Raw genomic sequence first — 26,371 nt, forward strand, 5'->3', positions numbered from 1 at the left:
TGATTTGGCCCGTTGATTCTGGCCCGTTGATTCGGCTTGTTCCGCTGCCAGGAGTGCGAAGATGACCTACATTGCCACTGAAGCGGCGCCCTTGTGCCTGGTACCGGGCGACAGCTTCACGCGTGCTTCGTTTCGCGTGCCGGCGCTGGCTTGCGATGCGCACGCGCATGTTGTATCGGCCGACTCGCAGGCTTATCCAGTGGTGGCGAATCGCAGCTATACGCCGGTGCCCACGCCGGAGAGCGATTATCTGGCGATGCTCGATGCCACGGGCATGGCGCGGGGCGTGCTGGTCCAGATCAGCGTCTACGGGACCGACAACCGCTACATGGTCGAAGTATTGCGCCGCCATCCCGCGCGGCTGCGTGGCGTCGCCGTGGTGGCGCCCGACGTCTCCGAGCAAGAACTCACGGCATTGCACGATGCCGGCGTGCGGGGCTTGCGTCTGAACGTATTATTCGGCGGCGGTGTCGGCTTCGACGCCATGGAGACGCTGGCGGCGAAGATCGAGCAGATGGGTTGGCATCTGCAGCTTCTGGTCGACGCCAGGCAGTTCGTGGACCTGATGCCGCGCTTGACGAAGTTGACGCTGCCGGTGGTGGTGGACCATATGGGTCATATGCCCGTGGAATTGGGCACGGAGCACGCTGCTTTCAAGGCGATGAAGCACCTGATGGTGAACCACGGCTGGTGGGCCAAGCTGTCGGGGGCTTATCGGGTGAGCAGCCATGACGCGCACGGCCAGGGCAAAGAGGATCACGGCGTCCATGGCGCCAGGGTCACCGAATGGGCCCAGGCGCTGGTCGACGCCGCGCCCGACCGCCTCGTGTACGGCAGCGACTGGCCGCACGTGGCGACCAGGCCCATGCCGGATGCGGGGGTCCTGCGCAACCTGCTGGCTACGTGGATCCCCGACGAGGGCGCGCGGCACAAGGTGCTGGTGGACAATCCGGCGCGGCTCTACGGCTTCTAGCGGCAGCACGTCTTACCCTGTCCCCCGCCTGTGGCACGCGGCCGGTGCTCCTGGCTGCCGCAACGGCCAGGAGGGTAAGGCCGTGCGCGTCAGGAGCCGGGGCATTATCCGGCTGGGTTCATGGCGTCGAAGAGGTTGTCGTAGTTGCCATCGCGTTCGGCCCAGCGGCGTGCCAGGTCCCGGTGCAGCAGGATTTCACCGCGCGGGGTGTCGCCTGCCTTGAGCAGGCGAAACACTTCCGCGACGTAATCGTCCAGCGGCATCGCGCGGGGGTCGTCGAGCTGGTCGGCGCCAGTGAGCCCGGTCCGGACGTAGGGCGGAGAGAGTTCCAGCACCTCCACCGGGACGTGCCGCAGTTGATGGCGCAGCGACTGCAGCCACGAGTGCAGGAAGGCCTTGCTGGCGCAGTAGGTGGGGAAGTCCGCGCGCGGCACGAACGCCAGGGCCGAGCTTGTCGCCAGGAAAGCGGCGTCGGTCTTGCCCTTGATCAACGGCAGTAGCGCCGCTGCCGTGCGCAGCACACCGAGGATATTGGTCTGCACGATGGCTTCGGCAGCCTCCGTGTTCCAACTATCGGCGCGCATGTCTTCCGTGCGCGAGATGCCGGCATTGGCAATGAGCACATTGAGTTCGGGGAAGTCTTCGCGCAGTTGGGTGGCGAAGTGCGGCGTGGCGGAGGCATCGTCCAGGTCGAACCGCAGTGCGGTCAGGCCAGGCCGGGCGGCGCTGATCTGATCGAGCAAGGCCTGGCGGCGTCCGGTCACGATGACGCGATTACCGCGATCGTGAAAGGCTTCGGCCAGCGCGCGGCCGATACCGCTGGTGCCGCCGGTGATGAGTATGGTGTTTCCGGTGAGTTTCATAGGGTTGGCTCGGTTGGCTTGAATGGCCACGAAACCGATATGCGCATGTTCCAGGCAGGCATGAGCCCGGCACGGGAGAATATGCGGTCATCGAACGGCGTCGTGAAACATCGGGAACTACCCTGCTGGGTTCCTCCCGAATTGGACGCGTTGGATGACGGTAACGCCTACGGCAGCTTGTAGATAAGCCGCGGGTGAAAGTCTAGCCGCGAAGCTGGAATGTGGTCAATGGGGGATTTTTTGAGAACGATCAAGGTCCAGCCGGCAAGCTCAAGGCGGCCAGGATACGGCTTTCGTAAGCTGGCCAATCTCCAGCGGAATTCTCGATGGCGAGCTTGGCCAGCGGCAACTGGTCAAAAAGATCGTCGGTTGCGCCCCGGTAATCGCGGTACAACGCGATTAGTCCATGCAGGCCTTGGTACCCTCTTCGGATGCAATACGGTCCTTTGAGCTTCCAGTTCACTTGATATTCGATCCACTCGGCGCCGCGTTCCGTACAGACTGTTCGAACCGCTTTTTCGATATCTTCCTGCCAAAGGTAAATCACGAGCGGATCCAGCGGTGCCATGATCGCGGCCAACGCTTTCACATAATCGGAAAGCAGCGCGGAGCCTGCTTCCATCAGAAGCAGGTGGGTCAGGTCACCATGGAACAGCTGCCCGTCCAGGATCGGAATGGCGGAACCGTTCCTGGTCGCCTCGACAAAGGCGGCCCATCGGGCCAGTGCGCGGGTGGCAAGGTGCTGCGGCGTGGCGTCTTTCCAAGGCTCGAACCAGTTCTCAAGCTCGTCGGTCGCGCGTACGGGATGAGGGTCGGTCCTTTCGTGTATAGGCAACGCCACGAACCCGCAAGCTTCCAGGCGCTTGGCAACGAAGCGCATCGTCGTGGATTTCCCCGAACCCATGATGCCCTCGACGATGACCAAGCTGTGTGCGGGATGCGCTGGAATGAAAGGATGAGATACGGTCGCCATTTTTTCTGAGGGCTTTATCGACGGTCCCGGTCCATGTTCACGGACCGTCGCATGCTCGGGGTGCGCAATCTTCGACGAAATCGACGCCATTGTCGAACGTCTATTTTTTGCTCACCCTGCCCGACCACCTCGGAACCGATCCGCCCTGTCCAGCACTCAGACGATAGCCGTCGCGTGCCGTAGGCGATGTTCGTTGCTGCTTCCAACACGCAGGAGAGTGGAGATGCGCCTGAGCAAAGTACAAGCCGGTTTATTGATCGTTGCGGGAACTGCCATCCCGCTGATTTCAGTTGCTACAGACAAGGTGGTTGAAGTGTATCCAATTCGTCCTGTAAGGCTAGTCGTTGGCCAACCACCCGGAGACGGCGCGGACATCATCGCGCGTCACCTGGCGGCAGCGATGTCAGAAGATCTTGGACAGAAGATAGTCATCGAGAATCGGCCTGGTGCCGCCGGCAACATCGCCGCCGCGGCCGTGTCCCAGGACAATGCGGACGGCTACCTATTCTTTCTGGCCGCCAGACCCGTGATTCTTCACAAGAAGATGTACAGGGACATCAAGTACGATTTCTCCAGGGACTTCGTTCCCGTTGGCATGGCTGCGCGCTTTCCCTATGTCCTGGTGATGGGAAATCACGTTGCCGCAACGTCGTTGCTGGATGCAATCGCGTACGGCAAGTCGAACCCCGAGAAGCTGACTTGCGGTTCGGGGGGCATAGGTTCAACGACGCATCTCCTCTGTGAGATGGTGCGCGAAAGTGCAGGCTTACCCTGGATGCATGTTCCTTATACCGGAGACTCACCCGCCCTGATGGATGTGATCGGCGGCCGCTCCGACTTTTGCATTGTTACGGCTCCATCCGTATTGCCTTTCATTGCGGCAGGCACCGTGCGTGCCATGGCTGTGTTTGCGCCTGACCGGGTTGCATTGATTCCCGGGGTACCCACGATCGCCGAATATGGATTTCGCGGCGCCGATGCGCAGGGATGGTTTGCCGTCATGGCGCCCAGGGGAACTCCGTCGTACGCGATCGAGCGCTTGAATCGATCCATCAACAAGGCGCTTTCAAGCAAGAAAATACGGACGCAACTGGTCGGTCTTGGCTATGTAATGCCGCCGTCGATCAACACACCGGACGTGCTTGAAACCTTCCTGGACGATGAAACTGAAAAGTGGACGTCGCTCCTGGAAGCGCAGCAAATCCCCGGGCTCCAGTAGGCTCTTGCCGCAGGCATCCGCATTCACGCCTTGCCTGCCGCCACGTTGACGCTGATGGCGATGATGAAGACGTTGAAGAAGAAGGCGATGACGCTATGCATCAAGGCAAGGCGGCGGACGCGGCGGTTGGTTATTTCCACGTCCGAGACTTGGAAAGTCATGCCCAGGACCAAGGCGAAATACGCGAAGTCCCAGTAGTCGGGATCTTCGTCACCCGGAAAGTCCAGGCCCTTTTGCGTGCTGGAGCGATGACCGTAATAGGTATGGGCGTAATGCAGCGCGAAGATCATGTTCATGTAAAGCCAGGACATGACGATGGTAACGGCGGCGGCCAGCATGTCCAGCACCCCGCCTACCCCCTTCTGGCCACGCAACTCCAGCCACAGCGCGACCATCACCACACAGGACAGCGCCACACTGCTCCACAGCACGCCAAAGCGTCCTACATCCTGCTGCTTTGCTCGCACCCGCATGGAAGCCGGATCGCTCTTCGCGAATGCACGAGCGGTCACCAGCAGGAAAACCAGCGCCCCGACATCGAAGCCGGACAGCAACGCAAGACTGAGCGGGGCCTTGAGGACGTAAGCGCCCCCTCCCGCCACCAGCGCCAATACTCCACAAAGCATCAACCGCCTGTGCGCGTGGAAAAAAGGCAGGCTATCGACGGACGCTGCAGGACCTTCGTTGTGCTGTTTGTCAGGAATGGATTTCGTCATGGCGGGGAGCGTGAATTGAATAGCGTAGCGCCAGGCTATCGCGGATTTGTCAATTTGACGGCACTGTGCACACAGGAAACTGCAACCGCGCCAGATCGGTCCGCTAATCCTTGAACGGGTTCAAAAGCTGAACGCCCGTGCCGGCAAAATCGGCGGTGTTTCGCGTCACGACGGTCAATCCGTGAATCAGCGCTGTTGCGGCAATTAACTTGTCCAATGCATGTTCGTGGTGAGGGACGCGGAGACGCCCCCACAGTTGGCCGATTCCGTCGTCCACCGGCAGGATGTTCCGGCCATGTTCGCTGAGGACGCCACTGAGCCAGTTTTCAAGACGCGTTGCCTGCGACCGGTCGCCCCTGTGGCGAATAATCTCTACCCCCCGCCGCAATTCGCCGATTGTGACAACCGAAAGGTATATGTCGGCGTCTTCGCTCGCCGCTTTGCGGAAAAAGGCCAAGACGCCTCTATCCGCTCGATCTCGCTTCCGAGCCTCACTGATAACGTTGGTGTCAACTAAATACATTCACAGCCTCACCGTCATCCACTCGCGCGAAATCGGCATCCTCCCCGACGTTAGGGATGCTCATGAGGACCTCTGCGAAGGTCTTTCGTTGAGGCCGTCTAAGCGCCTTCGCCAAAATTTCGCGGTGCTCCGCCTCGGCACTCCGGCCATGCGAAGCGGCCTGCTCCCGCAGGCTTTGGACAATTGCATCGTCCACATTTCGAACCAGAAGATTTGCCATGATAGTCTCCACGCCGTGAATGCTATCAATGATAGCGCCAAAGTCAAAAATTGCAAGCATTGCTATCACCAAGACGCGCCCACGGCTCACCCACATCTCCACCTGGACGTGGCGCCCTGATGTTGCCCTTTCGACCGCAGAGCGGAGAAATCAGGGTCGGACGGTGAGGCGTCAAATCAGAGATCGCGGCTTGATTTGCGGCAGATCAAAGCGAGTGCGAAGTTCAGACACCACGGGCTCTGCTTCCGGCACTCTCACTATCAGGGCGCTCGCGACCATACGTCCTCCAGGCGTCGATTGAATCATGGTGAGCAGATGGTCACGCCGGGCCAACGCTTGTCGAAGCGTTTGGATCGAACCCGATCCATGAACGTGGCGACACTGACGCGGCGCGGATTGTGACGAATGCGCAATTCGAACAAGTCATCCAGACCATACGGCGCAATCACCTTGAGCGAATCGTAAGCGTCCAGATAGACGCCCACGCAAGTGGCGAACTCCGGCCACGTGGCCAGCCCATCTTCCAACGAAATCAAAGGCGGAAAAGCTTGCCCTGATGCGTTGACCAACCACTCGTGGACTCTCGCTTGATTCGTCACTTCCCAATCGAGCCCGCCAAGCAGAGAAGACAGTTGGTTCCCAAGCCGAGCATCCAGTTCCAGGGACGCGCCGGCATCGAAATACGCGACATCGATGTCAGCAACAGGCGACGGTTCCTGAAAGCCATGCAGACTATCCCATACCAAAGACCGGATGACGCCCGCCCCGATGCACCACGACGACAACCCAAGCGAGCGAACGGCACGCAACGCGGCCATCAGCTGGTCGGAGGATCCAACCAGCTCGCATAGTCGATTGATATACGCGACTTGAGTGTTTACCAAGGCCGAAACTCAAAATTGTTCTTGGGTCTGACACGCGTCCAAGATCGTCACAGCGCTGATAGCTGAATCCACACTGAACGAGTCGCGACGAGTAATCGGAAAAGAGAACGCAGCCTTTCCAAAATGGCAATGGTAGCCAAGTTGCCACCCGGTACATTGCCCAAAAATGCCGCGCAGGGCTAGCTTCTTGACGCGAAATACCTATAACAGGAGACAAACCACCATGACGGCTATACGTTGCCAGCTTCTGGCGTCCATTTTTTGCCTGCTTACGATCCTCATGCCTCAGGCGCATGCGGAAGACTCCGCCAGCGCACCACTACATTTGGTCGTGCCCTTCGCCCCAGGCGGCCCGTCGGACCTGATGGCGCGCAAGCTCGGAGAGCAACTCGGGGCGCGCATGCATCGGTCTGTCATTGTCGATAACAAGGCAGGCGGCGGCGGCTCGATCGCCGCAAGTTTCGTCTCACGCGCCGAACCCGATGGCAGTACCATCCTGTGGACGACCTCTACCATCGCCATCGATCCCGTTCTGCGCCCATCCCTGCCCTATGACGTGCAGAAGGACTTGACGCCTATTGTCACGGCGATGATCAGTCCGCTGGTGGTGTTGATCAATCCCAAGCTGCCAGTGCACGACATTGCCGGTCTGGTCGCGTATGCGAAAGAACATCCGGGAAGATTGAATTACGGATCCGGCGGAGTCGGTACATCGCTGCATATGTCGACCGAGCTGTTCATGCTCGACACTGGCACAAAGATGACGCATGTACCCTACAAGGGCGCCAGCGAAACCGTCGTCGGCATGCTCTCCAATGACATCCAGCTGTTGTTCAACCCTATGCCCACGGCACTCCAGTATGGAAAATCCGGCCAATTGCGCGCCCTCGCGGTGGCGAGTCCCAAGCGCAGCGAAGCCTGGCCGGAACTGCCCACGGTCGCGGAAAGCGGCGTGCGGGGCCTGGCAGATTTCGATGCCAGCCTGTGGTACGCCTTGTATGCCCCGGGCAAGACGCCCAAACCGGTGGTCGACACGCTGAACAAGGAAATCAACGCTGCACTGCAAGACCCGTCCATGAAGCGATTCCTGCGCGAGCAGGGCATGGAGACCCTGGGAGATACCCCGGAACAGGCCAGGCAGCGGCTGGACAAGGAGATCCACCAGTGGCGGGAAGTGGTCAAGGCCGCGCAGATCAAATTGAACTGAACAGACAAGCCCGAGGAGCATCATGGATATCGTTGTAGACGCCATCGCTGGCTATGCGGCACACCTGACTTATGACGCTTTGCCCGACGCCGTCGTCGAGCGCACCAAGCACCTGATCTTAGACACTGTCGGCTGCGCACTGGGCGCGGCAGGCAGCCTGCCGGCCCGTATCGCTACGGCGATGGCCGGCGCCGTGCAGGCGAAGACGCCTGCCACCGTAATGATCACCGGCATGCGCACCACACCCGACCTGGCAGCCTTTGCCAATGGCACACTGGTCCGGTACCTCGATTACAACGACACCTATACCGGCCGCGGAACGGTTCATCCCAGCGATATGTTCGCGGCGGCGCTTGCCGCGGCTGAATGTGCGGGAGGCGACGGCCGCGCGCTCATACTAGGCACCGTGCTCGGGTATGAAGTGCTTTGCAACCTGGCAGATAACGGTGCGATGCAGCGTAATGGCGAAGCGTCAGAGTGGGACCAGGCCACCTATGGCGTGATCGCCGCCGCGGCAGTAGCGGCCCGGCTCATGGGGCTGGCGCAGGACCAGACGGCGCATGCTGTCAGCTTGGCGATTTCTTCGCACATGTCCTTGATCCAGATCCGCCATGGCCAGATTTCGCATTGGAAAGGTTGCGCATTAGCGAATGCTGCTCGCAACGGAATTTTCTGCGCGCAGTTGGCTGCCCAGGGCATGACGGGGCCGGGCCACATCTTCGATGGCAAACATGGTTTTTTCCAGGCAACGGGAATCAATTTCGAAATGCTGCCGTTTGGCGGCGCCGGCAACGAATTTCGCATCATGTCTGCCCGTGTCAAACCTTTCCCGGCCGGCTATTTTTCACAGAGCGCGATCGAGGCAGTGCTGGAATTGCGTCCGCAGATACCGGATGTCGCCCATGTCCGGAAGATTCACCTGGAGACTTTCCCATCAGGTCATCGCATCATGGGTTCTGACGAGTCGCGCTGGCGTCCGGAAACCCGGGAAAGCGCCGATCACTCCCTGCCCTTTGTCATGGCCATGGCCCTGATCGACGGATGCCTCAAGGAGCGTCACTACGATGAGGGGCGTTTCAAGGACGAGGACGTGCGCGCTGTCATGGCGAAGATCGCCGTCTCGGTCGGCGAAGAGTCAGTGAAAGCATGGCCGGCCGTTCCGCTGAACGTACTGCGCATCGAGCTGGATAACGGCCGCGATCTGGTCACGCGCGTGTCGCATCATCTGGGGCACTACACCCGCCTGATGACGGACGCGCAGCAGGAGGCCAAGTTCAGGGACCTTGCCCAAGAAGGCGCGGCGCTGCCGCAGACGCAGGTCACCCAGCTTCTCGATCGCCTGCGCAAGCTTGAGTCGGAGACGGATTTGAGTGGCTTGCTCAAGCTGACCGTGAAGGAAGGATAGCGGGGTCTCTACATTATGGGAGCGCGCACGCTCCGCGCCGGCCGTCGTTAACGCCAGCCCAGCGCGGGAGCGACGTGCTTGAGTATCGATTCGATAACGTGCGCGCAGTAGTCCACGCCCAATTGATTCGGGACGGTCAGCAGTAGCGTGTCGGCTTCAGCGATCGCTTCGTCCTTGGCCAATTCATTTACGAGCGTCTCAGGATCGGCCGCGTAACTGCGCCCAAAGATTGCCCGGATATTCTCGTCGAGCATGCCGATAGTATCGTCGCTGCCGGCATTGCCGCCGAAATACATCCGGTCCCTCTCGTTCATCAGCGCGAAAATACTGCGGCTGACCGATACACGCGGTTCGCGGGCATGCCCGGCTTCCTTCCACGCCTGGCGGTAGGCTCGAATCTGTTCGGCCTGCTGGATGTGCAGCGGGCGGCCGGATTCGTCGTTCTTCAGCGTCGAACACTGCAGGTTCATGCCCATTTGAGCCGCCCATACCGCCGTCGCATCCGAGCCCGACCCCCACCAGATCCGGTCACGCAGCCCCGCGGAATGCGGCTCGACTCGCAGCAGTCCGGGCGGGTTGCTGAACATCGGCCGCGGATTGGGTTGCGCGAAGCCTTCGCCACGCAGCACCTCGTAGAAAACCTCGGTGTGGTGCCGCGCCAGATCGGCATGCGTCTCGCCTTCGCCAGGTGCATAGCCGAAGTAACGCCACCCATCGATCACCTGTTCGCCTGAACCCCGGCTGATGCCCAGTTGCAGGCGTCCACCCGCGATGAGGTCGGCCGCACCGGCGTCCTCCGCCATGTAGAGCGGGTTTTCATAACGCATGTCGATAACAGCGGTGCCGATTTCAATGCGGCTGGTTTTGGCGCCGACAGCGGCCAGCAGAGGAAACGGCGACGCCAGCTGGCGCGCGAAATGATGCACGCGAAAATAGGCGCCATCCGCGCCAATTTCTTCGGCCGCGACGGCGAGTTCAATGGATTGCAGCAGAACGTCGGACGCCGAACGCGCCTGCGAATCGCGCGAAGCGTTCCAATGGCCAAACGAGAGAAAACCAATCTTTTTCATGTCTATCTTGCGTGCACGGGGGAGATGACAGTATCTTGCCCGATTCGCGGTTTCCCTGATACACCGCTGACGGCAACGATGGATTGCGAGTAACGTAGCAAATACAGGCCTTGTTCAGCACTCCGCCTGATTGCCACCAGCGGGAACCAGAAGATCATGACGACCCTTCGATTTGTACTCCGGCCAGTCCTTGCCACGCTTGCTTGCGCGTCGATTGCCGCCTGCGCGGACAGTGCGCCCCGGCAAACCGAAATGGATTATCGAAGCCGGCCGATTCCCGCGACTCAAAGCGCGACCAGCCCCCCGGGTTACTCGGGTGAAGGCTTGAGCATCCAGTCCGGCGAGGGTGAAAAGCTGAATGTTCCCTGGTTCGTCCGGGACGTCCAGGATTCGATCAACAATAAATGAGGCCGGGGTGCTGCAACGCGTTCAAGATGGGCACGTCTGGTATCGCTACAGCTTCGCGCCGATCGAGACGCGATCATTCCCGCCAGGCGATCCCTGATTCATTCGGAATTGGTTTATCGCGGCAACGAGAACGGGTAGATCCACGTGGTAGTGGGTGGTAAGCATGGAGAAATCGGCACCGGCCCATTTCTGGCATTGCGCCATGTACTTCAGGAATTTTTCCTGCATCTCCGGAGGGGAGACGCGCGGCACCTCCGCGAAATCGAACGACATCAGCAGGGCGGGGTTGCTTTGCATTTCACCTGCCGCGACTTCCGTTATCTGATTCCAGGGGAGTAGAACCGACCACTTCCCATTTTCGAAGATCAATCCTTCGGACTGGAACTCAAGGGCTTGAGCAGGGAGTCTTCCCGACACCAGCATCGCCAGGACCAGCGCGCCCGCAACGGCGATCACCCAATAGCACACGCCCACGTACAGCGGGGCGTCTGGCGAGAAGACCAGCAGGACCACGCCAAGTGCCGCAAGGCCGGCACCCAATACCGCGATCTTGCGTTTCGATCGCTCAAGGCGAAAGCCTTCGACGACGTCGACCGACACGATATTCATGCGCCCATGTCGCAGCTTGCGCCGTAGCTGGGCTACGGCAACGACCGCACAAGCGCCGAAGAACGCGAGGGTGGTGATCCCGACATTGCGATTCGAGGGCAGGATGATGAGTCCGATAAGGACGAATGCCAGCGAGATCCCGGCGAATACCCAATCACGAAAACTCGGTTTGTAGCTCATGGATCAAGGTCGGCACGGCGTGGGGGGGTTCGATGGGAACATGACGACTCAAAGCGAAGGGCCCCGAAGGGGGCCCCGTAGTCTGGAAGTCCGTTGCCTCCGCTTTTGGCGGAACCGCTCACACGGCAGTCAGCGCTTCTGCCCTGAGGCTCACCAGCTATTGCGCCCAAAGGACTTTGGCTTAAATCTGCCCGATGCGCAACCCTCGACATCGCCAGAAGGGAAAAAACGGCGCGAGGAGCCAGCGGCAGCCACTACTTGCAGGAGGCGGGCGGCGCCCCCCGGCACCCTCCCCGCCGCGCGCCCCGATTACAGGAAATTCACGCGGTGGCTCCCAGATCGTCGTTGACAAAACGATTCCGCCAGACTTATGCTCAAAGCCAGCATAAATCCGTGATCCTGGTTGAAGACACCGTCACGTGATTTTTTCGGTTTATTAATACTCATTAAGAGCATAAATATCATGACCGCTGCCTCCGTCCTGGATACCGCTGCTTTCCCGCGCACTGTCCCGCCCTTGCCCGACGTCATGCTGGAACCCCTGGTCCGCGCCACCTTGCTGGAAGACCTGGGTCGCGCCGGCGACATCACTACCGACGCCATCGTGCCGCCCGACGCCCAGGCCAGCCTGCGCTTGATGGCGCGCCAGGAAGGCGTGCTGGCCGGGCTGGACCTGGTGCGCCTGGCCCTGCGCCTGACCGACGCCCGCATCGACTTCCAACCCGTCCTGCACGACGGCGCGCGCCTGCGGGCCGGCAGCCATATCGCTACGCTGCGAGGACCCGCGCGTGGCATCCTCACCGCCGAGCGCACCGCCTTGAACTTCCTGTGCCACCTGAGCGGCGTGGCCACGGCGACCGCCGGCATCGCCGACGCCATCCGTGCGTACGGCACGCGCGTGACCTGCACCCGCAAGACCATGCCCGGCCTGCGTGCGGTGCAGAAGTATGCCGTGCGGGTGGGCGGCGGCAGCAATCATCGCCATGGCCTGGATGACGCCGTCCTGATCAAGGACAACCACGTCGCCCTGGCCGGTGGTGTCCGCAATGCCATCGAGCGTGCCCGCGCCGCGGTCGGCCACATGGTGCGCATCGAACTGGAGGTGGACACCCTGGCACAGCTGGAAGAAGCCCTGGCGCTGGGCGTGGAAGTGGTGTTGCTGGACAACATGAGCCTGGACCAATTGCGCCAGGCCAGCGAGATGTGCCGTGGCCGCGCGGTAACCGAGGCATCCGGCCGCATCACGCCGGAGACCGCGCGGGACGTCGCCGCCACCGGTGTAGACCTGATCGCCGTGGGCTGGATCACGCACAGCGCCCGCGTGCTGGATATCGGCCTGGACGCCTGAGGGGAACATCATGTCCGTCGAGCCTGTTCGTAAGGGTGACGCCGTAAACGCCAACGCCGATGGCAGCAGCGATGCAGACGGCTCAAGCGTCACCGTCAGGGCGCCGGCGCCGCGCCGGGCGCGCAATCGCCTGCGTGCCGCGGGCGCCTTCCTGGTTGCGGCCGTCGGCCTGTCGCTGGGCGCCTTGCGCCTGGGCGTGGCCGAGCCGGCGGGTGGCCCGGCCGCTGCCGCCGCCGCGGCGGCGGGCTTTCCCAAGCGTCCCATCACCATCCTGGTGACCTTCCCGCCAGGCGGTGGCACCGACCTGCTGGCGCGCCGCCTGGGCGCCGAACTGAACCGGGAACTGGGGCAGAACGTCATCGTCGAGAATCGCCCCGGCGCCAGCGGCAACCTGGGTGCGCGCGCTGTCGCCGAAGCCGCGCCCGACGGCTACACCCTGCTGATGGTCAACAGCTCCTACGCCATCAATCCTGGCGTCTATCGCAACCTGCCGTTCTCACCGAAGCGCGACCTGCGCGCCGTCATCAACGTTGCCTTCGTACCGTCCGTGCTGGTCGTGCCGGCGGCCTCGCCCCTGCATACCCTGGGCCAGGCGCTGGCCAGCGCCGGCCGGCAGGATCCCGCCGCGCCGCCCGCATCCGTCCCGCAACTGGCATACGCTTCCTGCGGCAACGGCACGCCCCAGCACCTGGCTGGCGAAATGCTGCGCCGATCCAGTGGGCGCGCCTTGCAGCACGTGCCTTATCGCGGCTGCGGACCGGCGCTGACCGACGTGCTGTCCGGCCAGGTCGGCATGGGCATCGTCACGGCTTCCAGTGCCGCGCCGTTCCTGGCCTCGGGCCGCCTGCGCGCGCTGGCGGTGACGTCACCGCAACGTTCGGAATTGATGCCCGACGTGCCGACCGTCGCGGAGCAGGGCTTTCCTGGCTACACGCTGGACCAATGGCACGGACTGCTGGCACCGGCGGGCACGCCCACGGCCGTCATCGCACGCCTGAACACCGCCGTGGCGGACATCATGCGGCGCGAAGACGTCCAGCACGACTTGCGCCAGCTGGGCTTCAGCCCCACGCGCAGCTCGCCGCAGGTCTTCCAGACCTTGATCGACAATGACATCGATCGCTTCTCCACGCTGACCGCGAGCATGAACCTGCACGCCGATTGATCCAGGCGGCGTAGAAATCGTCATGGCGGACGGCGCCGAGGGGCAGGCAGGCTGCTGCCCCGCGCGGTGGCACGATGGATGTTAAAAAGCACTGGCAAGCATGAAGCCGCGTGGATTCGCGGCCGTCGTTATCAACATGGAAGCCGCGATGACCATCACTATCCGCCAGAACGCCCTGCAGGGCCTGCAATTCACCGCCACGGCGAACGCGCACGATCTGCCCATCGACATGCCGCCGCCGGAAGGCGACGGCCCGGATCCGCATGATTTCTTCGACACCTCGCTGGGCGCCTGCAAGGCACTGACGGTCACGTTGTACGCGCGGCGCAAGGGCATCCCGCTGATGTCCATCGACGTCGACGTCCAGCGCGACAATGCGGAAGAAAGAAAAGGTGTCTATCGCCTGAAGGCCGTGCTGACCCTGAACGGCGACCTCAGCGAAGAACAGCGCGCCGAACTGCTGGACATCGCCGGCCGCTGCCCCATCCACAAGCTGATGACGCAAACGGACGTGCAGGTTTCGACAGAACTGGCGCCGGCGGCTTAGCGTAGCCTGTCCGTGCGCATCCAGCCTGTACTTAGACAGCGCGGCCCCGGGGCGGTAGCCCAAAAAGGGGGCGATGGGGGTACCCCCCATCATCAAAAAACCCTATGAAATAGCGCAAGCCCAGCTTATTCCATGCCCGGAACGATGGTCGAGAACCCCGCGTCCACGTGCGTGATCTCACCGGTCACGCCATTGGCAAGATCCGACAGCATGAAGGCCGCCACATTGCCCACGTCATCGATGCTGACGTTGCGGCGCAGCGGCGCATTTGCCTCGACGTACTTGAGGATGGACGAGAAGTCCTTGATCCCGCTGGCAGCCAGCGTCTTGATGGGACCGGCCGAAATCCCGTTGGCGCGAATCCCCAACGGGCCCAGCGACGTCGCCAGGTAGCGCACGCTGGCTTCCAGCGACGCCTTGGCCAAACCCATCGTGTTGTAGTTCGGCACCACGCGTTCCGCGCCCAGGTAGGTCAGCGTCAACACCGACCCCTTGCGGTCCTTCATCAGCGGCAGCGCGGCCTTGGCCATGGCGGCGAAGCTGTAGGCGGAGATATCATGGGCGACGCGGAAGCCTTCGCGCGACAGGCCTTCCAGGAAGTCGCCGGCGATCGCCTCGCGCGGCGCGAAGCCGATCGAGTGCACCAGGCCATCCAGGCCATCCCAGTGCTGGGCCAGGCTGTCGAAGGTCGAAGCGATCTGCGCGTCTTCGGCCACGTCGCATTCCAGCACGATCTTGCTGCCGAATTCGGCGGCGAACTCGCTCACGCGGTCCTTGAATCGCTCGCCGACGTAGGTGAAGGCCAGTTCGGCCCCTTCGCGATGGCAGGCGCGCGCGATGCCGTAGGCGATCGAACGGTTGGACAGGACGCCCGTGACGAGAATGCGTTTACCGGCGAGAAAACCCATGGTTGGTCCTTGATGACGGATCTGGAAAACCGCCATTTTAGGTTATGTGGAGCAGCCTGGCGGCGACAGGGGCAGGAAGGCGAGGATATATCTGATGGCAGCAGCCGGCCATGGATGGGTATAACGGCGAGCGATCGGGCTGGTCCGGTCATCCAGGAGTGATCCCGCCATGTACGATATGAGACGCCGCTTGCTGCAAGGGGGAGCCGGTTCCCTGTTGAGCCACTTGTCCACGAATGCCGTTTCCGCCAGCCTGCCGGCTGCCACCGCTGTATCAGGAGCAGCCATGACCGCGCGTCCGTCCGATGATGTATTTACCGGCACTGGCTACCAGCCCGGCCTGCTGCTGCACGTCGTGCTGTTCAAGTACAAGCCCGATGTCACGATGGCGCAGAAGCAGGAGGTGCAGCACCGCTTCCTGGCGCTGCGCGAATCGAAGCGTAGCGGGGCCGCGTCGCCCTATATCCTTTCCATCACCTCCGGCCATCAAAACAGTATGGAAGGGGCCGGCCTGGGCTTCGAGCAGGGTTTTACCGTGGCGTTCAGTTCCGCCGGCGACCGCAACTACTACGTCGGCAAGCCCATCGTGAATGACCCGGCGCATTTCGATCCACACCATGAGAAATTCAAGGCGTTCGTCGGTCCGCTGCTGGCACCGCAGGACGGCGTGCTGGTGTTCGACTACGCGGTCGACGCGCCATAGCAGGGCGATGCCATGGGCGGGCGACGCCCTGGCCATGGCAAGGCAACGCTAGACCGACAGCAAGGCAACCTTGCCGGTTTCAACGTCATAGATCGCGGGTTGCACCCGCAGGTCGCCCCTCGCGACGTGCTGGGCGATGACCGGCGACGCAGTGCTCAACACCTTGGCCTGCTCGATGGCGTTCTGCTCGACCACCGCGCGGTATCCCTTCGACGGGGTATTGGTGATGGCCGTGCGCATATAGGAATACAGGGTGGTGACCTGCCCCGGCACGTCCTTGTTGTCGAGGGCCGCCTTGACGGCGCCGCATTGGGTGTGGCCCAGCACCATCAGGGTCTTGACCTTCAAGGCTTCCACCGCGTACTCCAGGCTGCCTATAACGACCGACGAGGCGACATTGCCTGCCACGCGCACTGTGAAGATATTGCCGATGGACTGGTCGAATAGCAGTTCCACGGGGACGCGCGAATCAGAACAGGCCAGCAGTGCAGCGAACGGCGACTGGCTTTCCGCCGTTTGCGAGCGCAGCATTTCGAAGTCTCGCGGAGACCCCGTGTGCCTGAGGCGCAGATACCGGGCGTTGCCGGCCAGCAGTTTCGCCACGGCTTCGTCCGGGGTGTTGGCGGGCAGCGGGGCCAGCAGCTTGGGCGCGGCGGCCAGCGCGGGCGCGGCGCTCAAGGCCAGGCCGCTCGCCGCCGCGGCGGCCATGGTCAGGCCCATGAAGCGGCGGCGGGCAGGTTGGCTTGTGTTAGCGCCAGAATCCTGCGTGGTACCGCAGTTGCAAAGCAGAGAATGGTCATGCTTGACGGACATTTGTCGTTCCAGAAAGTGGTGGATTGCCCACGTAGTATCTGGAACGGCCGCGACCGAGAGAATCAGATTTCTCTCGGCCAGCATGAATCAGGTATGAATTATCCGCGGACGCTGGTGCCCGGTACGCGCAGGGTGCTACCCACCTTCAGGTTATTCCCCTTCAGATTATTCAGCGCCCGCAGCGCGTCCACCGAGGTGCTGTACTGGCGCGCCAGCGAGAACAGGGTATCGCCATTGCGCACCGTGTGCTGGCGGACGTTGGGCTTCACCGCATTCGGCTTGACGGAGGCCAGGCGGGCCGGGCTCTGCGCCACCGCCGGCTTGATCTCCGCGCGCTCCGCGCCATCCGACATATCGAGCGAGGCCACTTGCACGCCACCGCCGCTGCCAGGCACCAGCAGATTCTGCGCCACGGCGGATTTCTGCCGGTGCGGAATCTCGTTGACCTGGCGCAGCGTGGCTTCGGTCACGCCGAAACGCTTGGCGATGGCGGCATACGATTCGCCACGGCGCGCGCTATACACCTTCCAACTGGACAGCTGGCCTTTGTAGGCATCGATATTGGCGTTGAAGATGGCCACGCGGTCGGCCGGCAGGATCAGCGTGGAGGCGTGCTCGCCACGTATCAACGGACGGTTGAAAGAGGGATTCAGGGCCTTGAACTCGTCCACCGGCATTTCGGCCAGGCGGGCAGCCACTTCCACGTCCATGTCCTGACTCTTCTGGACCGTGGCGAAATAGGGCTGATTGCCCACCGGCGGCAGCACCATCGCGTATTTCGCGGGGTCGGCGATGATGTTCTTGATGGCCTGCAACTTGGGCACGTAATTGCGGGTCTCGTCAGGCATGGACAAGGACAGATAGTCCGTCGGCAAGCCCGCGGCGGCATTCTTGGCCATGGCGCGCTGCACCGACCCTTCGCCCCAGTTATAGGAGGCCAGCGCCAGATACCAGTCGCCCTGCATGTCGAACAGATTGCTCAGGTAGTCGAGGGCCGCATTGGTCGAGGCGATCGGGTCGCGCCGTTCGTCGCGCCACCAATCCTGCTTCAGGTTGTAGTGCGTGCCCGTCGCCGGGACGAATTGCCACAGGCCCGAGGCTTGCGAGCGAGACAGCGCGGTCGGGTTGTAGGCGCTTTCGACAAAAGGCAGCAGTGCCAATTCGGTAGGCAGGCCGCGCTGGTTGATTTCGTCGGTGACGTAGTAGAGATATTTGCCCGCGCGTTCGGCCATGCGTTGCATGGCTTCGGGATGCGACGCGTAGTACTCGGTCCATTGCTCGGACAGTGGCGTATTCAGATTGGGGATGGCGAAACCACGGCGGATACGGTCCCAGACGTCACGCGCGGGGTGCGTCAGGTCGACGGTGCGCGAAGTCACCGCGGCGACATATCGATTGGGGTATCCAGGTTGCTTGGAATCGGCGTCAGACAGGTTCTGTTTCGGCGCTGTTCCCGCGCAGCCTGCCAGTACGGCAAACAGCAGGGGAACAATCAGTCGGAGCAATTTCATCAGTCAGATCACTTGAAGTTATTCTTCCATTCCCGAAGTACGGCAAATACTTCGACCGGCGAGGTTAGTGAACGCCCAGCCTGAACTGCGGCAGCTTTGGCAACATCAACTTGCTGGGTGCGCAGAAACGGATTTGTGTCCTTCTCCTGGCCTATCGAAGAGGGCAGAGTCGGAAGACCTTGTTCGCGCAGTTGCTGGGCCCGCTGATACCACTGATGCAGGGTGCGGTTGGCGGGTTCTACGGCCGATGCCCAGCGCAAGTTGCCCAGAGTGTACTCGTGAGCGCAGAAAACTTGTGTTTCAGGCGGTAATGTTACGAATTTTTCCAAGGATGCGTACATTTGCGCGGGCGTTCCTTCGAACAGCCGGCCACAGCCGCCCGCGAACAGTGTGTCCCCACAGAAGAGCGCGGCCGATACGCCGGCCGCGCGGCCCCAGTAGGCGATGTGGCCTGCAGTGTGGCCAGGGACATCGAGCACGCCGAGGTCCAGATCCAGCTCGTGCAGTTGCACTCGATCGCCCTCTTGTAAAGGAAAGTCACAACGTGGCAGTGTTTCAAGCGCGGGGCCGTACACCACGGCGCCGGTGGCGCGCGCCAGCTCCAGCACACCGCCCACATGGTCGGCGTGGTGATGCGTGAGTAGAATGGCGCGCAGTTGCAGGTCCAGTTTTTCCAGCGCGGCAAAAACGGGGGCTGCGTCGCCGGGGTCCACCACGGCGGCCAGGCCCTGATTGCGCAGTAGCCAGATGTAGTTGTCGGCGAAGGCCGGCACCGGCAGGATGACGGGACCCTGGGCGCCGACGCCAGCGGGGGCGTGGGTAGCTTGCATGATCTAAGGAATCCAAAGCGTGGCAGAAGAAATTGCGCCGATTGTAGAACTGGCCGAGTGGTTCGAGACACCACCGGGGCAGTATGCGCTGCGCTGGGAGCAGGCTCAATTCGATGCGGTAGTCGCTGACGTGTTCGGTTTCAATGCCCTGCAGGTGGGGCTGGCCGAGCTGGATCTGTTGCGTGCGAACCGTATGCCTTTCAAGGCTTACGTGGGCGAAGTCATGCCCGAACCCGAGGTGGCGGCACGCTGGCAGGCCTGCACCGTGGCGGATCCGCATGCGTTGCCGTTCGAATCAGGCAGCGTCGACCTGTTGATCCTGCCGCATGCGTTCGAGTGTACCGACGCGCCGCACGAGGTGTTGCGTGAAGTGGAACGCGTGCTGATGCCGGAGGGGCGAGTGGTGATATCGGGCTTCAATCCCTGGAGCCTGTGGGGCGCGCGCAATCGCATGCCGGGCATGGAGCCGTGGCTGCCGCATGCGCCGTCGGCCCAGGTGTCGCTGGCGCGGGTGAAGGATTGGCTGAAGCTGCTGTCCTTCGAGGTGGATCGCGGACGTTTCGGCTGCTATGCGCCCGCCTGCCAGACCGATATCTGGCTGGATCGCTGGAAATTCCTGGAATCCGCCGGGGATCGGTGGTGGGCGGTGTGCGGCGCGGTGTATGTGGTGTCCGCCGTCAAACGGGTGGCCAGCATGCGCTTGATCGGGCCGGCGTGGAAGCAGAAGCGCAAGGCGCCTGCGGCGGCTTCGGTGGTGGCGAACCATCGCGTCGGGGATCTTTGACCGCGGGCATGTGCGGGCGGCCGCGTGCAACTGGTAGCGCGTATCATGCGCGGCTACGATTTTGTTGAATTGAGTGGAATCTATCGTTTTGGCTACTGACGCGCTCCCCAAGGTGGAAATCTGGACCGATGGTGCTTGCAAGGGCAATCCCGGGCCTGGCGGTTGGGGCGTGTTGCTGCGAGCGGGCACGCATGAGAAAACCATGCATGGCGGCGAGATGTCGACCACCAATAACCGCATGGAACTGATGGCCGTCATCGAGGGCCTGGGCGTGTTGAACAAGGGCTGCAATGTCACCATCCACACTGATTCGCAGTATGTGATGAAGGGCATGACCGAGTGGTTGGCCAACTGGAAGCGGCGCGGGTGGGTGACGGCCGAGAAAAAACCTGTAAAAAATGCCGATCTGTGGCGGCTGCTCGACGAGCAGGTGCAGCGACATCAGGTGACGTGGCGCTGGGTGCGCGGACACGCGGGCGATCCCGGTAACGAGATGGCCGATCTGCTGGCCAACCGGGGCGTGGAAGAGGCGCGGCGGCAGGATCTCACGCGCCGCACCGGGGCGGCTTGAGCGGGGCCGGGCGCGCTGCCCGGTCGCGCATTTGGGTGGCGTACACTGTCGCCTTGCCGTTTTTTGCTACGTGATTGCCTCCATGCGCCAGATCATCTTCGATACTGAAACCACCGGGCTGGATCCCGCCCAGGGCCACCGCATCGTCGAAATCGGTTGTGTCGAACTGCTCAACCGCACGGTCACTGGCCGCAATATGCACGTGTACCTCAATCCGGACCGCGACAGCGATCCTGAAGCGTTGGCGGTGCATGGCCTGACCACCGAATTCCTGTCCGACAAGCCGCGCTTCGCGGAAGTAGCCGACGAACTGATGGAGTTCATGCGCGGGGCCGAAGTGATCATTCACAACGCAGCGTTCGATACCAAGTTCGTCAACGCCGAGATGGCGCGCCTGGGCAAGCCCGTGATGACGGAGTATTGCGCCAAGATCACCGATTCGCTGATGGAAGCGCGCCAGCAGCGCCCTGGCAAGCGCAATTCGCTCGATGCGCTATGCGATTTCTACGGCATCTCGAACGCGCACCGTACGCTGCACGGGGCATTGCTGGATGCGCAGTTGCTGGGCGAAGTCTGGCTGGCGATGACGCGAGGGCAGGATGCCCTGCTGATCGAGGTCGACGAGGACGGTGGCAACGAGACCGGCCGCGAAGTGCTGGCCCGTTTCGACGCGTCGGGCCTGCCGGTGTTGATGGCCAGCCCGGAAGAGCTGGCGGAGCACCAGGAGTACCTGCTGGTCCTGGACAAGTCCGTGGGCGGAGCCAGTGTCTGGCGCACCTATGATCCCTTGCCGCCACCGACCGAGGCCGCGCCGGCGGCATGAAGCAAGCCGGGGAAACCTGGAGATCCGTGTTTCACCCCCATGAAGCCGGCCTGACAAATGTTTCGGGCAGCGAAGTGCAACTGACGATCGTGTCGTTATTTTTCATTCCCGCTTGCCGATCTCCAAAAAACCGTGCTATATTCGCTGTCTCACTTCGGGCGGTTAGCTCAGTGGTAGAGCACTGCCTTCACACGGCAGGGGTCACAAGTTCGAAACTTGTACCGCCCACCAATTAAATCAAGGACTTGCGGTCCTTGCTGAAGCGAGTTCCCGGGCCGCGAGCCAAATGCGAGCCAACGGTGCCAGAGGGCGGATCGCCCTCGCTCAGAAGCATAACAAACGGCAGGGGTCAGTTTCGTCCTGCCAGCGGTAATTAGCTGGAAGCCCTGATGCGTATTGCTCAGGGCTTTTTTGCGTTTGGTGGGCTATAACTCACAGCCCCCTCTGGGTTCCCTCGGGGAAGGCGGCAGCGCCCCGAGGCCTTGATTTCTACCTTAACGATGTGTCCGGAATGTGCCCGCATAATTGCAGGCTAAGCGGCATTCGGCTTGGCGCCGTACGGCCGGAACGCGGCGATGCCGAGCACAAAACAGAGCCGGCGTATCATGCTGACGCAACTGCCGAGGCATAGTATGGCCGGTGCGTCACATTCATCAACCTGGAGAAGTCGTCGATGACGATTCCGACACCGGCAACTGCGTATGAAGATCGCTTCTGTGCATTTATTGATTTCTTAGGCTTCGCCGCTGCGGTTGAAAGGGGCGTCTGGGCACCGAGCGAGATAGTTTCTGCAATGCGCAAGGCCGCCAAGGTATCTCAAGGCAACGAGGAGATAGTTCGGGTCACGCAGTTCTCCGATTCGATGATTCTTTCGGCTAGGGCTGATGATGTCTGGGGCCTATACACCGTCGTAAATACTGCATTCTTTCTTGCAGTAGAGCTAGCCGCACATGGTATCTTGCTTCGCGGTGGCGTCTCAAAGGGGAAGATGTATCACAAAGATCATCTCGCCTTTGGACCGGCATTTATTCGAGCCTACAAACTAGAGCAGGCCGCGAGTACACCCCGGATCATTCTCGACAGGAACATCGTTAGCGAGGGGCCTTGGCCTTCGGTCATGGACCATCAAGAGCTAGGCGGAATGCAGACGCACAACCTACCCGAAGACAATGATGGCTGGCGTTACGTGGACTATCTATCACCTCATCACGTAGACGAGTTCGATGATGGACAAACCGGTCTAGTACGCCACTATGAAAAATTGAGAGAACTAGTCAAAGCCCAAAAGGACTCAACGGATCCGAGCTTACGAACTAAATACGGTTGGCTCGATAAGAAGCTCACGGCCGTAGGGCGGTAACCGGGGCAGACAATGGTTCGCCGCCGAACTTCCCGTATTCGGATTCGCCGGAAGGGATTCGTGCACGGCCGAAATCCGCTACGATTGTCTGCGGCGTGGTCCCGCCCTCCTAATGTTGCGCCGGCCATAACATTTGTGCGGTCTAGGGCGATTCGGCGCAAATCCTCTGAACAGCCTTCCGTTCCGCCGCGTCACGCGGTGGGCAACGCATAGTGCAAATCTTTAACGGGCGTTTCCACCTAGGACGCCTGACTAATCATCGGCCTCTGTTATTGCCAGCGCTAAGGCGAAAACCGATGCTACGCACATTCGATAGCGCGGGGTGCCCCATTCCGCACCGAAGTGACAAGCACCCGCCAGCCTTCGACCGGATCGGCGTACGCCTAGGGTGAACGCCCCGCCCAAGACCAAGGAAGGCGAGGTCCGCAGCCGAAAGACGCCCGCGTTTCGCGATCCTGTCATGTCCGAGGTGCCAACAAGAACCGCGGTGCGATTACCGGGAGCTTATTTGTCTCTGCTTGCGCAAGGATGCGGCCAAATAATTTGTCGGGGCATGGGGATTCAAAACTGCGCCTAGTTGGACAAAGCAGCACCGCACCCAGCTCCACATTGGCGGGGCGAGTATAGCCACCGCAAGCGACACGTGGACAACAGTTTTTTTTGCTTTTTTTTTTACCATTGGCCCCATTAATAACGTCGGATTTCCAATTAGCCGGTAACATGCTATTTCCAGAGATGTCGAGACAGCCATCCAAATGAGCCGAAATAGCTTTTACTCCGTTCCGTCGTTACCGATCCCTGTCCTGCTGTTGGATACCACGAACGCCCGCATACGAGCTGGAGTAGATCAAGCGAACTGTATGGAACGCATCCTGCGGAAATCCTCGCAGATCGTGGAGTTGGCTAGGCACATCGCACAGAACGGTTTGTCGACAATTCCTATCCTCGTTAGTAAGGACGACAAGGACAACTGGGTAGTTCGCGACGGGAATCGTCGCATTGCCGCATTGAAGCTTTTGCTAAATCCGAACCTCTGTCAAAAGGAAGGACTACGACAGCAGTTTCGCAACATTAGCGAGACATACAAAGACAAGATACCTCTCGCCGTAGACTGCTTAGCCTGTGACAACGAACAGACAATGGTCGCCGAAATTTTATTGCGACACTCCGGCACCCAATCCGGCGTCGGGCAGCTCACATGGGACACGTATCCACGCACTGCGTTCATGATGCAGCACAATCGATCGGACCCAAACAGACGTGTTGGCCAACTGCTCTTGTGGGCAGAACAACAAGGCATAGACATCGATGATGACTTTCCGGTCACAAGCCTAACTCGATTCCTGTCGACGGACAACTTAGCGCGGCTCGGATTCGATGTCACGGCAGACGAATTCAGCCTGCGGCTTGATGAGAAGTCGTGCATCAAGGTCGCACAGAAAATCGTGACCGACTTCGGAACGCTGAAGAAGAACGTCAACACAGTATTTAATCAAGGACAGCAAGACGCGTACATCAGCGAGATTGAAAGAGAGTGCGGCATTGTTGATCCGGCAACCAATGACGCGGGCGCGGCAAAGGCCGATGCAGACGGAACAAAAAACGATGGAAACGGAACCGGCGCTGGGGCGAATGACGGAAACGGGTCGGGCGGAACCAGAAAAACCACAGGAGGCGCGGGCGGCGGGCCTTCAGGGAATGCTGGGGCGGGCACAACCGGGGACGGCGGTAAAGGCAATCATGCGGGTGGAAGAGGTAGCAAACCCAAGGCCAATTGGGACCGGCCAAAATTATTTGCTCGTGGAATTTACCCAGGCAAGATCGATGACGACCATTGGAAAGTAAGGGGCGTAATTTCCGACCTACGGCAGCTCAAAACAGAGAGTACAACGCTTGCCGTAGCGGTTCTGTTACGTGTGTTGATTGAGATGAGCGTTTTTCACTATTTGGAGTCAATCGGTCACCAACCCGAAAAAAAATTACAGCGAGACTTGGGTAGCGCAGTGCGCCACATGTGCGGTGCGGGCGTCATTTCGGAGCTTGAACGAGATGTGATACTGAGTCACGCCAGAACAGAGAACGACTTACTAAGCATTGAAACTCTGCAGAGATTCGTACATAAGCCGGAATACCACCCGGACCGACAAACCCTCCACACATTGTGGGACCACATTTGCCCGTTCGTAGTCGCTTGCTGGGCGTAGCTTCACCTTTTTAGAAAAGGTGTGCAGTGAATAGACAGACCACTGAAAAACATGATCTCGGAACCCACGGGGCGCTGTAGGGACGTGGAATAGACCATGGAAAACTCAGCGGAGTGGTGCTGCGCGTAGAGATCCCGTATCGGCGGACAGTTGTCATAAGTCACGAGCCAAGGTATGTCGAGCTGTCCTACTCGTTCGGCGATGGCCTGATGGTCCTCTGGCTCATAGAAGTTGCGGTATAGGCAGCTACCCTTCTCGTAGTATGGGGGATCCAAATACACGAGCGTCTTGGGACTTGGCCGTAGGCTTCCCACAAACTCCATCGCGTCCAGCCCATTAATCTCTATGCGGCCAGCGAGAGCACCGATTTGCTTCAACCTAGCGACAAGATCGGCTTTCTGATACCTTGCGTCCAGCTTGTAATTTCCCGTTTGTTGTTTTCCTCCGATCACCCCAGCAGACAAAATCCCTGATCGATTGGTACGGTTAAGGAAAAAGGTGGAGAACGCTATGGCCAGGTCCGAATGCTGTTCAGGGCATGCGAGCACTTCCTTTGCGACATACCAACTTTCCATCGTGACGGGAGTTGCCTCGACCATCTCTATGAAGACCTTGCTATCCTGGGTGATGACTTTCCAGAACGTATGGACCGCAGGATCAGCATCATTCAGCACTATCGAGTCCACATACCCCCTGCTGAGAAGGAAGATTGCCGCACCGGCCCCGCCCGCGTATGGCTCTACGTATTGACCGCCACTAAGTTTGTTATGCCGGAGCAGCTCAGCTAACCAACTTCCCAAACGAGCCTTGCCGCCTGGGTATCGCAGAGGAGTAGAGAATTGCATAGGGTTTTGCCACTAAAGATTGGCGCGAAGTGTAAAACACTTCGGGCTAAAAAGTGATGCGATTTTCTGCGGGGGTAGCGCCACTCGCGCGCGTTGCCATTTCCCCCGTACCGGGGTCGCGGCCAACTTTGCGAAAATGCGGTCCAAAGGGGCCGCCCGGCTTCATCTCCCTTCCTGTCAGTAGTTGTCAATGTATCGGGATGTAGGCATCGGCCAATTCCAGTCGAGCGCGTCGTGGATGCTGTTAACCCATTCGTCATCGTCAGCGGCCTGTGGTCCAACATAGCCCGTTCCGGTCCAAGACTCGAACCAAAAGGCGAGGCCGTCGCAGTGGACGTTTCCCACCACATCTGAGATGTATGCGATGCCCTGACGGGTCACTCGTAACTGCCAATGCCGGCCATCCTCGTGTGATGCGATCAACTCCCGCACGCGGTTCTTGGTGAATTGCGCGGGGTCTTTCAGATCGATTTGCATAATGTCCTTCGGCAGGCGGTCCCGCCAAGTTGTGTTGTAGGAATAACCCAGTGTAGGCACCGCCCCAAAAGGTCCGGAGAATTTCCCAACCCGGCCTTTCCCCCTTATACAGAAAACCCCGCCGGAGTTTCCTGCATGCCTCCCTCTGGAGCAAGGCGTCCGTATGGCTATACAATAAATACTTGATTTTCGTATAGACGGTCAGTAAGCTCTGCTTATTCCTGAATCGGAG

The 26,371-nt window shown here is 60.7% G+C and carries 28 protein-coding genes and 1 tRNA gene; 15 read left to right on the forward strand and 14 right to left on the reverse strand.

Translation table 11 applies throughout. The features are described 5' to 3' along the window. Positions 1 to 61: 61 nt before the first annotated feature. The gene (locus tag CEY05_RS13105; protein ID WP_088598777.1) at positions 62 to 973 is read left to right on the forward strand and encodes an amidohydrolase; all 912 of its coding nucleotides are present in this window, start codon (positions 62 to 64) and stop codon (positions 971 to 973) included. Between the two features lie 104 nt (positions 974 to 1,077). Here the strand turns inward: CEY05_RS13105 and CEY05_RS13110 are convergent, their stop codons facing one another. Then, positions 1,078 to 1,836: an SDR family oxidoreductase gene (locus CEY05_RS13110; protein WP_088598778.1), complete on the reverse strand. Its 759-nt coding sequence runs from the start codon at positions 1,834 to 1,836 to the stop codon at positions 1,078 to 1,080. A 250-nt stretch (positions 1,837 to 2,086) separates the two neighbouring features. After that, entirely contained in the window at positions 2,087 to 2,899 is an 813-nt protein-coding gene (locus CEY05_RS13115; protein WP_233161507.1) for a hypothetical protein, read from the reverse strand. 133 nt (positions 2,900 to 3,032) lie between these two features. Between CEY05_RS13115 and CEY05_RS13120 the strand changes: the two genes are divergently transcribed. Next, entirely contained in the window at positions 3,033 to 4,028 is a 996-nt protein-coding gene (locus CEY05_RS13120) for a tripartite tricarboxylate transporter substrate binding protein (RefSeq protein WP_088598779.1), read from the forward strand. Between the two features lie 23 nt (positions 4,029 to 4,051). Here CEY05_RS13120 and CEY05_RS13125 read toward each other — a convergent pair whose 3' ends face one another. From CEY05_RS13125 to CEY05_RS13140, 4 genes are all read right to left on the reverse strand, one after another. Continuing rightward, on the reverse strand, positions 4,052 to 4,744 hold the full coding sequence (locus CEY05_RS13125) for a DUF1345 domain-containing protein (protein ID WP_088598780.1): 693 nt from the start codon (positions 4,742 to 4,744) through the stop codon (positions 4,052 to 4,054). Positions 4,745 to 4,847: 103 nt separating this feature from the next. Next, on the reverse strand, positions 4,848 to 5,267 hold the full coding sequence (locus CEY05_RS13130) for a type II toxin-antitoxin system VapC family toxin (protein ID WP_088598781.1): 420 nt from the start codon (positions 5,265 to 5,267) through the stop codon (positions 4,848 to 4,850). Next, entirely contained in the window at positions 5,254 to 5,487 is a 234-nt protein-coding gene (locus CEY05_RS13135) for a DNA-binding protein (protein WP_088599202.1), read from the reverse strand. The genes CEY05_RS13130 and CEY05_RS13135 overlap by 14 nt, the downstream gene beginning before the upstream one ends. Positions 5,488 to 5,789: 302 nt before the next feature. Further along, on the reverse strand, positions 5,790 to 6,305 hold the full coding sequence (locus CEY05_RS13140; RefSeq protein WP_198952773.1) for a nucleotidyltransferase family protein: 516 nt from the start codon (positions 6,303 to 6,305) through the stop codon (positions 5,790 to 5,792). A gap of 253 nt (positions 6,306 to 6,558) precedes the next feature. Here CEY05_RS13140 and CEY05_RS13145 point away from each other — a divergent pair, with 253 nt between their 5' ends. Then, a complete protein-coding gene (locus CEY05_RS13145; RefSeq protein WP_158219332.1) occupies positions 6,559 to 7,578 on the forward strand; it encodes a tripartite tricarboxylate transporter substrate binding protein in 1,020 nt (339 codons plus the stop codon). 22 nt (positions 7,579 to 7,600) lie between these two features. After that, complete coding sequence (locus tag CEY05_RS13150; RefSeq protein WP_088598783.1) at positions 7,601 to 8,983, forward strand: MmgE/PrpD family protein; 1,383 nt, start codon at positions 7,601 to 7,603, stop codon at positions 8,981 to 8,983. A gap of 47 nt (positions 8,984 to 9,030) precedes the next feature. On the opposite strand, the gene CEY05_RS13155 is transcribed toward CEY05_RS13150, so the two are convergent. Further along, entirely contained in the window at positions 9,031 to 10,053 is a 1,023-nt protein-coding gene (locus CEY05_RS13155) for an LLM class flavin-dependent oxidoreductase (protein ID WP_088598784.1), read from the reverse strand. A gap of 156 nt (positions 10,054 to 10,209) precedes the next feature. On the opposite strand from CEY05_RS13155, the gene CEY05_RS31720 reads away from it, so the two are divergent. Further along, entirely contained in the window at positions 10,210 to 10,461 is a 252-nt protein-coding gene (locus CEY05_RS31720; protein WP_088598785.1) for a hypothetical protein, read from the forward strand. 45 nt (positions 10,462 to 10,506) lie between these two features. On the opposite strand, the gene CEY05_RS13165 is transcribed toward CEY05_RS31720, so the two are convergent. Next, positions 10,507 to 11,250, reverse strand: coding sequence for a hypothetical protein (locus CEY05_RS13165; RefSeq protein WP_088598786.1), 744 nt, complete (start codon positions 11,248 to 11,250; stop codon positions 10,507 to 10,509). 463 nt (positions 11,251 to 11,713) lie between these two features. Here CEY05_RS13165 and nadC point away from each other — a divergent pair, with 463 nt between their 5' ends. From nadC to CEY05_RS13180, 3 genes are all read left to right on the forward strand, one after another. Continuing rightward, positions 11,714 to 12,598: a carboxylating nicotinate-nucleotide diphosphorylase gene (nadC, locus tag CEY05_RS13170; protein ID WP_088598787.1), complete on the forward strand. Its 885-nt coding sequence runs from the start codon at positions 11,714 to 11,716 to the stop codon at positions 12,596 to 12,598. 10 nt (positions 12,599 to 12,608) lie between these two features. Continuing rightward, the gene (locus CEY05_RS13175) at positions 12,609 to 13,763 is read left to right on the forward strand and encodes a tripartite tricarboxylate transporter substrate binding protein (protein WP_088598788.1); all 1,155 of its coding nucleotides are present in this window, start codon (positions 12,609 to 12,611) and stop codon (positions 13,761 to 13,763) included. Positions 13,764 to 13,911: 148 nt separating this feature from the next. After that, complete coding sequence (locus CEY05_RS13180) at positions 13,912 to 14,310, forward strand: OsmC family protein (RefSeq protein WP_088599204.1); 399 nt, start codon at positions 13,912 to 13,914, stop codon at positions 14,308 to 14,310. Positions 14,311 to 14,435: 125 nt separating this feature from the next. Here the strand turns inward: CEY05_RS13180 and fabI are convergent, their stop codons facing one another. Then, a complete protein-coding gene (fabI, locus tag CEY05_RS13185) occupies positions 14,436 to 15,218 on the reverse strand; it encodes an enoyl-ACP reductase FabI (RefSeq protein ID WP_088598789.1) in 783 nt (260 codons plus the stop codon). A gap of 169 nt (positions 15,219 to 15,387) precedes the next feature. On the opposite strand from fabI, the gene CEY05_RS13190 reads away from it, so the two are divergent. Beyond that, positions 15,388 to 15,921 carry a Dabb family protein gene (locus CEY05_RS13190; RefSeq protein ID WP_198952774.1) on the forward strand — a complete coding sequence of 178 codons (534 nt, stop codon included), beginning with the start codon at positions 15,388 to 15,390 and terminating at the stop codon, positions 15,919 to 15,921. Positions 15,922 to 15,969: 48 nt separating this feature from the next. Here CEY05_RS13190 and CEY05_RS13195 read toward each other — a convergent pair whose 3' ends face one another. The 3 genes from CEY05_RS13195 to gloB all read right to left on the reverse strand — a co-directional run bounded on the left by CEY05_RS13195 (position 15,970) and on the right by gloB (position 19,075). After that, complete coding sequence (locus tag CEY05_RS13195; RefSeq protein WP_158219333.1) at positions 15,970 to 16,734, reverse strand: carbonic anhydrase; 765 nt, start codon at positions 16,732 to 16,734, stop codon at positions 15,970 to 15,972. Positions 16,735 to 16,832: 98 nt separating this feature from the next. Beyond that, entirely contained in the window at positions 16,833 to 18,245 is a 1,413-nt protein-coding gene (locus CEY05_RS13200) for a transglycosylase SLT domain-containing protein (protein ID WP_198952775.1), read from the reverse strand. An 8-nt stretch (positions 18,246 to 18,253) separates the two neighbouring features. Then, entirely contained in the window at positions 18,254 to 19,075 is an 822-nt protein-coding gene (gene gloB / locus CEY05_RS13205) for a hydroxyacylglutathione hydrolase (protein ID WP_088598792.1), read from the reverse strand. 19 nt (positions 19,076 to 19,094) lie between these two features. On the opposite strand from gloB, the gene CEY05_RS13210 reads away from it, so the two are divergent. The 6 genes from CEY05_RS13210 (at position 19,095) to CEY05_RS13235 (ending at position 24,817) form a co-directional block, all read left to right on the forward strand. Beyond that, entirely contained in the window at positions 19,095 to 19,859 is a 765-nt protein-coding gene (locus tag CEY05_RS13210) for a class I SAM-dependent methyltransferase (RefSeq protein ID WP_088598793.1), read from the forward strand. Between the two features lie 88 nt (positions 19,860 to 19,947). Then, complete coding sequence (gene rnhA / locus CEY05_RS13215) at positions 19,948 to 20,430, forward strand: ribonuclease HI (protein WP_369825939.1); 483 nt, start codon at positions 19,948 to 19,950, stop codon at positions 20,428 to 20,430. Between the two features lie 82 nt (positions 20,431 to 20,512). Next, complete coding sequence (dnaQ, locus tag CEY05_RS13220) at positions 20,513 to 21,253, forward strand: DNA polymerase III subunit epsilon (RefSeq protein WP_088598795.1); 741 nt, start codon at positions 20,513 to 20,515, stop codon at positions 21,251 to 21,253. A 156-nt stretch (positions 21,254 to 21,409) separates the two neighbouring features. After that, positions 21,410 to 21,484 (forward strand) — tRNA-Val (locus CEY05_RS13225). Positions 21,485 to 21,926: 442 nt separating this feature from the next. Further along, positions 21,927 to 22,613, forward strand: coding sequence for a hypothetical protein (locus tag CEY05_RS13230; RefSeq protein ID WP_088598796.1), 687 nt, complete (start codon positions 21,927 to 21,929; stop codon positions 22,611 to 22,613). A gap of 860 nt (positions 22,614 to 23,473) precedes the next feature. Further along, the gene (locus CEY05_RS13235; RefSeq protein ID WP_158219334.1) at positions 23,474 to 24,817 is read left to right on the forward strand and encodes a ParB/Srx family N-terminal domain-containing protein; all 1,344 of its coding nucleotides are present in this window, start codon (positions 23,474 to 23,476) and stop codon (positions 24,815 to 24,817) included. Positions 24,818 to 24,819: 2 nt separating this feature from the next. On the opposite strand, the gene CEY05_RS13240 is transcribed toward CEY05_RS13235, so the two are convergent. Further along, positions 24,820 to 25,662, reverse strand: coding sequence for a DNA adenine methylase (locus tag CEY05_RS13240; protein ID WP_088598798.1), 843 nt, complete (start codon positions 25,660 to 25,662; stop codon positions 24,820 to 24,822). A gap of 177 nt (positions 25,663 to 25,839) precedes the next feature. Further along, positions 25,840 to 26,139, reverse strand: a complete 300-nt coding sequence (locus tag CEY05_RS13245) for a hypothetical protein (protein WP_088598799.1) — start codon at positions 26,137 to 26,139, stop codon at positions 25,840 to 25,842. Positions 26,140 to 26,371 lie beyond the last annotated feature (232 nt).

This window comes from Achromobacter sp. HZ34, from assembly GCF_002209485.1.
Taxonomy (GTDB): Bacteria; Pseudomonadota; Gammaproteobacteria; order Burkholderiales; family Burkholderiaceae_B; genus Bordetella_C.

Bases quoted from the DNA above. Each gene is read 5' to 3' on its own strand.
- CEY05_RS13105 (WP_088598777.1), top strand. From the start codon at position 62: ATGACCTACATTGCCACTGAAGCGGCGCCCTTGTGCCTGGTACCGGGC.
- CEY05_RS13110 (WP_088598778.1), bottom strand. From the start codon at position 1,836: ATGAAACTCACCGGAAACACCATACTCATCACCGGCGGCACCAGCGGT.
- CEY05_RS13115 (WP_233161507.1), bottom strand. From the start codon at position 2,899: ATGGCGTCGATTTCGTCGAAGATTGCGCACCCCGAGCATGCGACGGTC.
- CEY05_RS13120 (WP_088598779.1), top strand. From the start codon at position 3,033: ATGCGCCTGAGCAAAGTACAAGCCGGTTTATTGATCGTTGCGGGAACT.
- CEY05_RS13125 (WP_088598780.1), bottom strand. From the start codon at position 4,744: ATGACGAAATCCATTCCTGACAAACAGCACAACGAAGGTCCTGCAGCG.
- CEY05_RS13130 (WP_088598781.1), bottom strand. From the start codon at position 5,267: ATGTATTTAGTTGACACCAACGTTATCAGTGAGGCTCGGAAGCGAGAT.
- CEY05_RS13135 (WP_088599202.1), bottom strand. From the start codon at position 5,487: ATGGCAAATCTTCTGGTTCGAAATGTGGACGATGCAATTGTCCAAAGC.
- CEY05_RS13140 (WP_198952773.1), bottom strand. From the start codon at position 6,305: ATGGCCGCGTTGCGTGCCGTTCGCTCGCTTGGGTTGTCGTCGTGGTGC.
- CEY05_RS13150 (WP_088598783.1), top strand. From the start codon at position 7,601: ATGGATATCGTTGTAGACGCCATCGCTGGCTATGCGGCACACCTGACT.
- CEY05_RS13155 (WP_088598784.1), bottom strand. From the start codon at position 10,053: ATGAAAAAGATTGGTTTTCTCTCGTTTGGCCATTGGAACGCTTCGCGC.
- CEY05_RS31720 (WP_088598785.1), top strand. From the start codon at position 10,210: ATGACGACCCTTCGATTTGTACTCCGGCCAGTCCTTGCCACGCTTGCT.
- CEY05_RS13165 (WP_088598786.1), bottom strand. From the start codon at position 11,250: ATGAGCTACAAACCGAGTTTTCGTGATTGGGTATTCGCCGGGATCTCG.
- nadC (WP_088598787.1), top strand. From the start codon at position 11,714: ATGACCGCTGCCTCCGTCCTGGATACCGCTGCTTTCCCGCGCACTGTC.
- CEY05_RS13175 (WP_088598788.1), top strand. From the start codon at position 12,609: ATGTCCGTCGAGCCTGTTCGTAAGGGTGACGCCGTAAACGCCAACGCC.
- CEY05_RS13180 (WP_088599204.1), top strand. From the start codon at position 13,912: ATGACCATCACTATCCGCCAGAACGCCCTGCAGGGCCTGCAATTCACC.
- fabI (WP_088598789.1), bottom strand. From the start codon at position 15,218: ATGGGTTTTCTCGCCGGTAAACGCATTCTCGTCACGGGCGTCCTGTCC.
- CEY05_RS13190 (WP_198952774.1), top strand. From the start codon at position 15,388: ATGTACGATATGAGACGCCGCTTGCTGCAAGGGGGAGCCGGTTCCCTG.
- CEY05_RS13195 (WP_158219333.1), bottom strand. From the start codon at position 16,734: ATGTCCGTCAAGCATGACCATTCTCTGCTTTGCAACTGCGGTACCACG.
- CEY05_RS13200 (WP_198952775.1), bottom strand. From the start codon at position 18,245: ATGAAATTGCTCCGACTGATTGTTCCCCTGCTGTTTGCCGTACTGGCA.
- gloB (WP_088598792.1), bottom strand. From the start codon at position 19,075: ATGCAAGCTACCCACGCCCCCGCTGGCGTCGGCGCCCAGGGTCCCGTC.
- dnaQ (WP_088598795.1), top strand. From the start codon at position 20,513: ATGCGCCAGATCATCTTCGATACTGAAACCACCGGGCTGGATCCCGCC.
- CEY05_RS13230 (WP_088598796.1), top strand. From the start codon at position 21,927: ATGACGATTCCGACACCGGCAACTGCGTATGAAGATCGCTTCTGTGCA.
- CEY05_RS13235 (WP_158219334.1), top strand. From the start codon at position 23,474: ATGGAACGCATCCTGCGGAAATCCTCGCAGATCGTGGAGTTGGCTAGG.
- CEY05_RS13240 (WP_088598798.1), bottom strand. From the start codon at position 25,662: ATGCAATTCTCTACTCCTCTGCGATACCCAGGCGGCAAGGCTCGTTTG.
- CEY05_RS13245 (WP_088598799.1), bottom strand. From the start codon at position 26,139: ATGCAAATCGATCTGAAAGACCCCGCGCAATTCACCAAGAACCGCGTG.